General features: G+C 36.0%; 6 protein-coding genes and 2 tRNA genes. 3 read left to right on the forward strand and 5 right to left on the reverse strand.

The window, feature by feature from the left end; translation table 11 throughout:
* Positions 1-73: 73 nt before the first annotated feature.
* Both scfB and scfA read right to left on the reverse strand, forming a co-directional pair.
* Positions 74-1,507 (reverse strand): thioether cross-link-forming SCIFF peptide maturase, encoded by a 1,434-nt coding sequence (gene scfB / locus P6922_RS05895; protein ID WP_276875037.1) that lies wholly within the window; start codon positions 1,505-1,507, stop codon positions 74-76.
* A 118-nt stretch (positions 1,508-1,625) separates the two neighbouring features.
* Positions 1,626-1,802 carry a six-cysteine ranthipeptide SCIFF gene (gene scfA / locus P6922_RS05900; RefSeq protein WP_007554502.1) on the reverse strand — a complete coding sequence of 59 codons (177 nt, stop codon included), beginning with the start codon at positions 1,800-1,802 and terminating at the stop codon, positions 1,626-1,628.
* A gap of 208 nt (positions 1,803-2,010) precedes the next feature.
* Between scfA and P6922_RS05905 the strand changes: the two genes are divergently transcribed.
* Positions 2,011-2,087, forward strand: a tRNA-Pro gene (locus P6922_RS05905).
* 3 nt (positions 2,088-2,090) lie between these two features.
* Positions 2,091-2,164: transfer RNA gene (locus P6922_RS05910), tRNA-Gly, on the forward strand.
* A gap of 287 nt (positions 2,165-2,451) precedes the next feature.
* Here the strand turns inward: P6922_RS05910 and P6922_RS05915 are convergent.
* Both P6922_RS05915 and P6922_RS05920 read right to left on the reverse strand, forming a co-directional pair.
* A complete protein-coding gene (locus P6922_RS05915) occupies positions 2,452-4,044 on the reverse strand; it encodes an MATE family efflux transporter (protein ID WP_007554485.1) in 1,593 nt (530 codons plus the stop codon).
* A 200-nt stretch (positions 4,045-4,244) separates the two neighbouring features.
* The gene (locus P6922_RS05920; RefSeq protein WP_007554497.1) at positions 4,245-4,409 is read right to left on the reverse strand and encodes a hypothetical protein; all 165 of its coding nucleotides are present in this window, start codon (positions 4,407-4,409) and stop codon (positions 4,245-4,247) included.
* A 258-nt stretch (positions 4,410-4,667) separates the two neighbouring features.
* On the opposite strand from P6922_RS05920, the gene P6922_RS05925 reads away from it, so the two are divergent.
* Positions 4,668-5,588, forward strand: a complete 921-nt coding sequence (locus P6922_RS05925) for a LysR family transcriptional regulator (RefSeq protein WP_007554495.1) — start codon at positions 4,668-4,670, stop codon at positions 5,586-5,588.
* A gap of 49 nt (positions 5,589-5,637) precedes the next feature.
* Here P6922_RS05925 and P6922_RS05930 read toward each other — a convergent pair whose 3' ends face one another.
* The gene (locus P6922_RS05930) at positions 5,638-6,915 is read right to left on the reverse strand and encodes a YadA C-terminal domain-containing protein (RefSeq protein ID WP_276875039.1); all 1,278 of its coding nucleotides are present in this window, start codon (positions 6,913-6,915) and stop codon (positions 5,638-5,640) included.
* Positions 6,916-7,062 lie beyond the last annotated feature (147 nt).

Raw genomic sequence — 7,062 nt, forward strand, 5'->3', positions numbered from 1 at the left:
TCAAGTAATGCTGAAACGCAATATAAAAAACTTCTTATCATTGAGCAATTTTTCTCAAGATAAGAAGTTTTCATTATATTTTTTCTCTCAATACATTCAATTTTGCTTGCCTGCTTACGGGTCTTGCCATTACATCCGGCTTTTTTAAACTGTTATAAGCTTGAATCATCATTGCACATTCCACACGTTTTCTCTGTATTTCACATGTAAGACTATACGGTTTGTGCATATCACCGGTAAAAGCGGCATTATTTGCATGACAACCGCCGGAACAGAAAAATTTTGCCCAGCAATTTACACATTCCGGTTTGTTGAAAACATGATTTACACGAAATTCACGCATCATTTTCATATTTTTCAAACCGTCATATACATTTCCTATAACATATCCGTCTCGCCCTACAAACTGATGACAGGGATAAATATCTCCGTTCGGTACTACAGCCAAATATTCAAATCCGGCACCGCATCCGCGAAGACGTTTCGGTAAGCAAGGTCCTTTCCACAAATCCATATTGAAATGGAAAAAACAAAACGGTCTGCCTTCTTCTTCTCTTTTTATAAAAAAATCTGCCAATTTTTCATACTCTTTTTTTATTGCCGGCAAATCTTCTTTTGTGATTGAATAATCAGTACCTTCTTCGCCTATTACAGGTTCCATGGATAATGCAGGAAATCCTGTATCCACCATATCTTTTACATCGGTTGTAAAATCCAAATTATATTTTGTAAATGTGCCTCGAACATAGTACTCTTCACCGTTTCTATGCTCTACGCAATACTTCAAGTTTTTTACAATTTGGTCATAAGTGCCTTCACCATGTACTCCGGGACGCATACGATCATGCATTTCACGCCGTCCGTCAATACTTAATATAAGACTTATATGATTATCATTTAAATATTTGACTTTTTCTTTATCTAAAAGCATGCCGTTACTTGTCAAAGAAAGTCTTACTATTTTATTATGTTTTCTTTCTTTCTGACGTATATATGTAACCGTTTGTTGAATTACATGCCAATTCATCAAAGGTTCGCCGCCGAAAAAGTCCACCTCACAATGCTTGCGCGGTCCGCTGTGAGCAATCAAAAAATCTATAGCTCGTCTTGCTACGTCAAAGCTCATAAGCATACGCCACTTACCGTATCCGCCTTGACCGGCAAAGCAATATTTACATCTTAAATTACAATCATGTGCAATATTAAGACATATAGCTTTTATAATAGGTCTGTCATTGACTGCAATTTTGTAAGCCGAATCCATAGGTGCATACAGCTTTCGAGCTTTAATCAACTCATCGGCCTCATCCATGACTTCAATCAATTCATCCTTATTATATTTACCGCAAAGTTTGTTGAAAACTTCACTTCTGTTTGTTCCCTTATAAAATTCCAATACATCGTATGTAATTTGATCTACAACATGAACAATACCGCTGTTTACGTCCAAAACAATATTCATTCCATGTTGTTTGAAACGATGAATCATAGGAGTTACGATACTCACAAAATCTCTCCTTTTTTACACAATAAAAATCCCGAACTCAAAAACACTTGCCTTAAAGCTCAAAATTTTCTACGGAGAAAAGCACAAGGCACTTGCAATCACAGTACGGGATTTCATATTATGCTCTTTTTTCTGCTGCAACTTCTGCATCTTCCTGTTCGGTACAAACCATGTTACCTACGGTACAACTCGTTTTACAAGCAGATTGACACGATGTATGACATTCGCTGCAACCTTCAAACTTCATTGTATCTTGTAAAGAAGATTCGTTGATAGTAATAATATGTTTGGACATTTGAACACCTCCGCTCATAATTCACCTTAATAATATCACAAACAATTAAACCTGTTCAATATTACTTACTGTTTTTATTATACTTGTAAAAATTTTTTAAAAGGTGATATAATAAATACGCATTTGTATAGCTTTTTTCACTTTTAAAAAAAAGTTTGCAAAATAAATTGACAATATTTTTATTAGCTGATATAATCAATTACGTTGCCGGGGCATAGCGCAGTTTGGTAGCGCACTTGGTTCGGGACCAAGGGGTCGCAGGTTCAAATCCTGCTGCTCCGACCATCTGCGGGTGTAGCTCAATGGTAGAGCGCCAGCCTTCCAAGCTGGATACGAGGGTTCGATTCCCTTCACCCGCTCCATTTTTTTACTTGATTCCGAACCCGCAACGACAAAAAGTCATTTCGTAATGAAATGACTTTTTTTATTTTATAATTCACAAATAAAATACAATAAAATATTTCAAAAATTTTTTAATCGCTTACCCCATATTAAAATAACTTATTACTGAAAAAACAATTTACTCATACTCAAGTTTGTATTCTAAATTCAAATTCACTTGCAATATCCGGTTTGAATTTCAAATTATTTTCATAAATTTTTTATAAAACAAAACCACCCTCAAAAGGGTGGTTTTACATTAGCGACCCTATGGCACGTATGCCCTGGATGCTCTTCCTACAACTTTCAATTTAAGATCGTGAAATTTATTTTTCCATATCCACATCAATATTCTGAAATTATTCAGAAAAAATGCATTCATTATTCCGTCACACCGCACTTTTTCTACAACTTTAGATAATTCTGCAGTTAATTTACGTACAGATTTTTGCGGTTTGTAACTGCGTTTGTTATGAGCCTTATCAAAGGACGATTTAAACTTCGGAGCTTCTTCGTCTTCAAGGTCGTCAATGTACTTGCCTTCAATTTTTCTAAGTCTCCATACCATGAAAATTGCAGAGCATCCTACACCGAAATCCAATCCCAACCAATATGAATGAGCTTCAAAATTCAAAATATGATCCAAGTAGAAACCTATCGGGAAACAAATTGCCCAGTATGCAAGCACCGTAAGTAAAAACGGAACTTTAGTATCTTTATATCCACGCAATACACCTTGAATCGGTGCTGCAACGGCATCGAAAAATTGCCAGCCTGCCGCATAAATCAAGAAACCTCTTGCCAATTCTATTACTACCGCTTCACTCGTATATGCAGAAGCTATAACTCTTCCGAACAATACGGTTGCAGCCATAGTCAGCAAAGAACAAGTCAATGTAATGGCAAGTCCTGCACGTCTGTAACGTCTTGCCAATTCATAGTTACGTGCACCTACAGCCATAGCTACCATTATTGTAAGCGCCATTGAGCAGCTGAGCGGAATAATGTACAACAAATTTGCAAAGTTACTTGCTACCTGATACGCAGCAAGAGTTTCCGTTCCGAACTTTGTCATAAGTATCAAAATTACACCGAAAAGTCCTTCTTCCATAAGAATTGACAATCCGTTCGGTACTCCGATAGACAAATATTCTTTCCAATCAACAAATCCTTGCTTGAAGTTGGAGAAAATTTCCTTGCCCATGAACTCTTCGTTTTTCATAATAACGGCAATAAAAAGACCGAGAACGAAGAGATAGGTCAATAATGTGGCAATTCCGGCACCTATTCCGCCCAAACGCGGCATTCCGAAATGTCCGAACATAAATATATAGTTCATCAAAATGTTGCAAGGTACCGCAAGCATAAACAATTTCATCGAAATTGAAGCGCTTCCTACAATATCTATAACCAAACGCAACGGAATAACCAATGAAATAACCAATAACGCACCGATCATAAACAATAAATAATATCTTGCTATATGCTCTACCTCGGGTTCAAGAGATAATCCCGACAAAAGGGAATCTATTGCAAAAAAGTAACCGATAAAACAAAGTGCACCTATAATAATTGCAAAGTAAAGACCTGTACGAACAACTGCCGGAACAGAATGAACATTGTGCTTACCTACGTATTGCGCAATAATCGGTGAACCTGCCATCAAAAAACCTACAATTGCAGCCATAAGCGGCCCGAAAATACCGGCACCTATAGCAACACCTGCCAAGTCCGAAGTTCCCGCATGTCCCGACATGGTTGTATTCACAAAGTTAATAATAACAATCGAAAGTTGCGCAATTAAAATAGGTGTCATTATCGAACCCATTTTCTTGACATCACGCTTCATTTCGTACCACATAAAGTAAAACTCTCCTTAAAATAACAAAAAGACGCAATAAGCGTCTTCAATACATATTCGGTATATGATTTGTTTAATCCACTATAAAAACACAGTGCACCGGTAATAAACAAGTACACGGACATAAAATGCCCATCATATTACAATCTACTGACGCTCATCAAAATATCGTCAAAAAAGACGACAGCATACATGAAATACTACAAACCTCTTCCCAACGGTTTCCAAGCTTTCATTCCGCATACGATTGCTTCAATAGAATTCAAAAACAGGAACGCGGTCTGAATAACAACTTTACTTAAAACCGATTCATTAGAAAATATTGCAGTCAAATTACTTTTCATAACATTATTTGATGTTGTCATTACACTCACGCTCCTTCCTTACATTTTTAATATCGTTTTTTTATTAATAACAAAATGTAAAACTAATAATAAATATGTTATAATAAAATTTATTAAGCAATATTTATACTTATAGTTCCATTCATAAAACTTACTTAAAAATTAAACTGAACATAATTTATATAAAGATATTTTTTATATCTGTTTATAGTATACAACTATAATAACAAATTTGCAAGTGCTATCTAAATTCGGCACAACAGATGAAAGGATACTCATATGAAACTCAATTTCACAACTCTACTTTATTTCCAAAAAACAGCGGAACTTCAACATATGACAAATGCCGCAAAAGAATTACATATAGCACAACCGGCTCTTTCGAGAAGTATCCGCGGATTGGAAGATGAATTGGGTGTAACCTTGTTTGAGCATTACGGAAGAAACATAAAACTTACAAAAAACGGAGAAATATTACTTAAATACTCAAAAAATTTTTTACGTGACTTGGAATCTCTTCAAAGAGAATTAAGTGAATCACAAAACTTGCAACAGATGACTGTACGTTTAGTCATTTTATCTGCATCTAAATCAATTCCCGTCTTTCTTATGAAATTCAAACAGGAACATCCGAAAGCATTACTTGAAGTTGTTCAACCGAACAACAGAGGAATTATAAATCAAAAACAAATGGATTTAACATTGTTTTCAAGTGTCGAACCGATTGACGACAATCATACTGTAACATTGTTTAAAGAAAATCTTGTAATGATTGTAAATAACTCTGATCCTCATGCAAATTTGACAAATGCCAAGTTGAGTGATTTTTCGGATGCAAATTTCATCGCCGCACCCAAAGGTATGGGTTTACGTTCCGCAACAGATACATTTTGCAAAGAAGCAGGTTTTATTCCGAAAATAGTTATGGAAAGTGACAGTCCCGACACCGTAAGAGAATTTGTACATGCCGGACTGGGTATTGCTTTAGTTCCGGAAATAACTTGGAACAGCGCTATCGGAGACGAAATTTCAGTTATAAAAATCGAATCTCCGAAATGCCACCGCTACTTGAATTTATCATGGAAAGCAGATACCAAATTATCACTCGTTGCCGTATTGCTGCGTGAATACATTATCGATCACTTCAGCGAATTCGTAAAAAAGAGTGCACAACAGAATTTATATAAATACGATATATAATCGGCAAATAAAAGAACTTCGGAAATTTCCGAAGTTCTTTTTTTGTGTACTACTTGACTGCCAAAAGCGATTCAATCTTTTTCAGTCTTGCATCTTGCTCACTAATCATACTTTCCTGATGTGCTATCTTTTCCTCCTGCAACTCTATTTTTGCTGCCATTTCTTTATTTATTTTCGTAAGTCTAATAACTTCATTAAGCAACACTTTTTTCGAAAGCATTGCTACTTCATTTCCCTTGCCTAGTTTCCATGAAAGTCCGGCATTCAACAAATTATCATATCCGTTAAACGCACCTCCAAGAGAAACCATCATATTCGGATTGGGTCTGTAGTAAGCACCTATTGCTACCGCATTTTCACCTCTGTAATGTCCGAATCCTACCGAGAAGTCCAATTTATCATCAGGATTATATTCATTGGAAACAGGATGAAGTGCCGACAGTGCTGCAGCTCCCGCACTGATGCTATTCATTCTTCCGTCCATAGCAGATAATCCTTTTATCACATTATCCGCTATGTGTTGAATATCTGCAGAGCAGTCTTTTCCTTTCATGTAATTCATGAAATCTTTTTCCGATTTGCCCTTATTCGGTTGTGAATCATTTCCTTCTTTATAATCTCTCCAAACCTCATAAGCGGATTTACCGTCTTTTCCATCTGCACCTTTTATACCGCTCTGTCCCTTCAAACTATCCAAAAATTCTGTTTCCGATTTGTTTGAATTCGGTGTGAGTCCCTTATCATCTTTATGATCTCTCCAAATTTCATAAGCCGATTTACCGCCTTGTCCTCCGCCTGTTGCACTGATTCTCGTATATTCATTGTTACCGGCATCTTTCAATTTTTCAGCTTTCAATCCTTCACCGAATACGATACGTGAATTTTTCCATGTATCCTCAGCTTTTGCAGACGGTGTATATGTAGTTCCGCTCGATGTACCGCCAAGATAGAAATTTATACCGTTCATTGACGTTGTACCGTTATTGGTGATGTTCTGTATTTCAGTTTTCAGATTCGTGATGGTCTGATTATTGGTTAAGTCTACATTCGTAATCTTTGTATCCGACTTATTAATATCACCGATTAAGTTTGCTACATTTACTCCGTAGCTGATTGTCTTAGTTGTCTCATTGAAAGTAGCGGTTAAGTTCTTATCTGCGCTTGCAAAGGTAAGTTTGTCTTTTGCAGTTCCGCCCAGTGTAATTTCTTTACTCTTTGTTCCGTCACTGACAATGAATCCGCCTTTCAGATTTGTAATATCATTACTTATATTTGTTACTTGCGTAGAAATATTTGTCGTACTGTCTTGGGTGGCTTGTGAAAGCAATTTTTCAATTAATTGTTATATATATTTATTTTTACATTACTTATATAAAAAAACAGGTAAGAGATTTCTCTCTCACCTGTTTTCATAAGCTATATTATTTTACGAAATTCTTTTCGTATTCTTTCTTCAATACATAGCCGTATGCAT

Origin of the sequence: Dialister micraerophilus, assembly GCF_947090205.1 — a bacterium.
GTDB lineage: Bacteria > Bacillota > Negativicutes > Veillonellales > Dialisteraceae > Dialister > Dialister micraerophilus.

Excerpts from the sequence above, each read along its gene's own strand:
- scfA (WP_007554502.1), bottom strand. The coding sequence starts at position 1,802 with ATGTCCAAACATATTATTACTATCAACGAATCTTCTTTACAAGATACA.
- P6922_RS05915 (WP_007554485.1), bottom strand. The coding sequence starts at position 4,044 with ATGTGGTACGAAATGAAGCGTGATGTCAAGAAAATGGGTTCGATAATG.
- P6922_RS05920 (WP_007554497.1), bottom strand. The coding sequence starts at position 4,409 with ATGACAACATCAAATAATGTTATGAAAAGTAATTTGACTGCAATATTT.
- P6922_RS05925 (WP_007554495.1), top strand. The coding sequence starts at position 4,668 with ATGAAACTCAATTTCACAACTCTACTTTATTTCCAAAAAACAGCGGAA.